Annotated in this window: 1 protein-coding gene; it reads right to left on the bottom strand. The window is 51.2% G+C overall.

The window, feature by feature from the left end:
* Positions 1 to 2,024: restriction endonuclease subunit R (locus KKA81_16100; protein ID MBU2652449.1), on the bottom strand; the 2,024-nt coding region annotated here is incomplete at both ends.

The following is a 2,024-nucleotide window of genomic DNA, read 5'->3' as shown; positions in this document are numbered from 1 at the left end:
TGTGGAACAGTATCTTCTCGCTGGCCGGGCCTTCATGCAAAAGACCGTGTGGCTCGATGAAGGTGATATGCTGTCTGCCTCCCACGAGCATCCAGAGGATGAAATCAGGATGGAAGTTGCCCGCCTCAAAGAATCCCACACCCTTGCCACGGCTCAGGTTTCTGAGCAGAAAGAGCTCCATTCCGTCCTTTTCCAGAGCTTCCTTATTATCGTCGCACCAGGTCTTCAGATCAGTAACGAACTGATACTCGCTTTCATTGAGCGCCACCGGAAGAACGGTAATCTTTCCTCCAGGCCGGACATGGAACAATGGCTGAAAAAGATGCTTTCCGAAGTTGCAGGCTTTCAAATCACCGACCTTCAGGAGATCATCCTTTTTCTCTTCCAGGTCTTTACTGATTTGCTGAATACCCAGGATGACCTGCTCCTCATCACCATCTACAATTAATTGATAAAACTCCTCCTGCGGCACATTATCATCATCCGGCCGCAGGTCCCGCAGCTCAAGACGAGGTTCTATGTATTCGCGCTTGCGGTAGTTGTAATAATGTTCACAATAACGCTTCAACAGCTCAGCCGCTACCTGCTGCAGAAGCAGCACGCCGTCAAAGCTTGTGGGATTCAACCTGGCTTCCGGCAGATAAAGCGTGTACCAGTTCGTATCTTTAAGCAAACGATAGATACCATCCTTAGAGATATTTATGTTGTACCAGCTCCGCTCGCGTTTAAACTGCTCCAGTTCAAAAAAGAGCGCGTCATAATCCAACAGTGCCAGATGCTGTTCGCGAAACGAGACCTTGTCTTTCTGGGTTGCTCGTGCTGTCCCGCGAGACCTCACCGCCTGAATGCGCGGATACCAGTCTGCAACGATGGTGTTATGCGTCAGATAATCCGGGAGGTCGCCAACAGTCGGGACCGGGGCGTCCCTTTTGAAATCATATTCCCTGCCGTCGGAAGCCTTACGTTTTGGGCGCAGAATCTTGAGTTTCTTCCCGAAGTCATAAGTAACGTTCAGCGGTATGGTAATGATCTTACGGCGTTCGTTGCCCGGAAGGCCTTCCTCCTTCAGAAATTCGCGAAACTTCTCCATAAAATCCGCTTCAATGCCGAACACATTCAGCGTCTCAAGCTCTTCAATGAATGCCGGGCGGAACGGAGCGTGAGAATGGCCGCTGCGCTTGAGGCTCCACTCATAACCCTTCAGGCGGACACCACGCCCAAACAACTGGATAATTTGGGAACCTTCAGAGCGTCCGACATGCATCAGGCCCATCGTACTGACCCGCCAGCAATCCCAGCCTTCTACGAATTTTTTCGAGCCGATCAGCAGATTGATCGGCGAAGTTGAAGCCTTCACTGACGCGAACGTGGCTTCGTTAAAATCACTGTCCTCCACGATCAGACGAATGCCGTTTTGAACGCCAACTTCAGCCACATGATCACACAGACTTTTGGCGTCGCCGACATTAATCAGGCCGAAAGGAATCCCCGATGTTCCAACCCGCAGCGCCACTTCACCTGACTCGCCCTTGATACGATCCAGCGAAAGGTTTCCGCCGGCAGGATTGTTAAACAGGCGGGAAAGGATATCCCGATAGAGTTTTCTGGCAAGATCCCCCTGCTCCTGATTTTCCTGATTTCCGAAGCTGGAAGTTCCGGCCGCCCTGACCAGATAGCTGAATGCCCCGGCGAAAATATCGTTACCGTCCTTGTCCAGCAATCCGGTATCCTGTCCCCTGCCGGTCAAAATCTCGCCTATCCTGCGTATAGCGGCATGGCGGTTGTCCAGAAAGTCGGCAATAAACTGGATGATCATAGCTACGTCAGTAGCCACAATCTGCTCATCCTTGCTCATTTTTCCGGAGGACACAGTACTGCCGACAAAGACCCACAAAGGTTTCTCCATGTTAAACGGCTCAAAATCCCCAGCCTTTTCTTCGTAGATCCGAAGCTGCTGGTAGAACTTAAGCAGGCACGCGGTCATGTAAACCAACCGGGTTTCTTCAAACGATTCAGGCAGGTTA

The organism is Bacteroidota bacterium (assembly GCA_018831055.1).
Classification (GTDB): domain Bacteria; phylum Bacteroidota; class Bacteroidia; order Bacteroidales; family B18-G4; genus M55B132.
The sequence above is the reverse complement of the archived record's forward strand: the minus strand, read 5'-3'. Positions and strand labels throughout refer to the sequence as shown.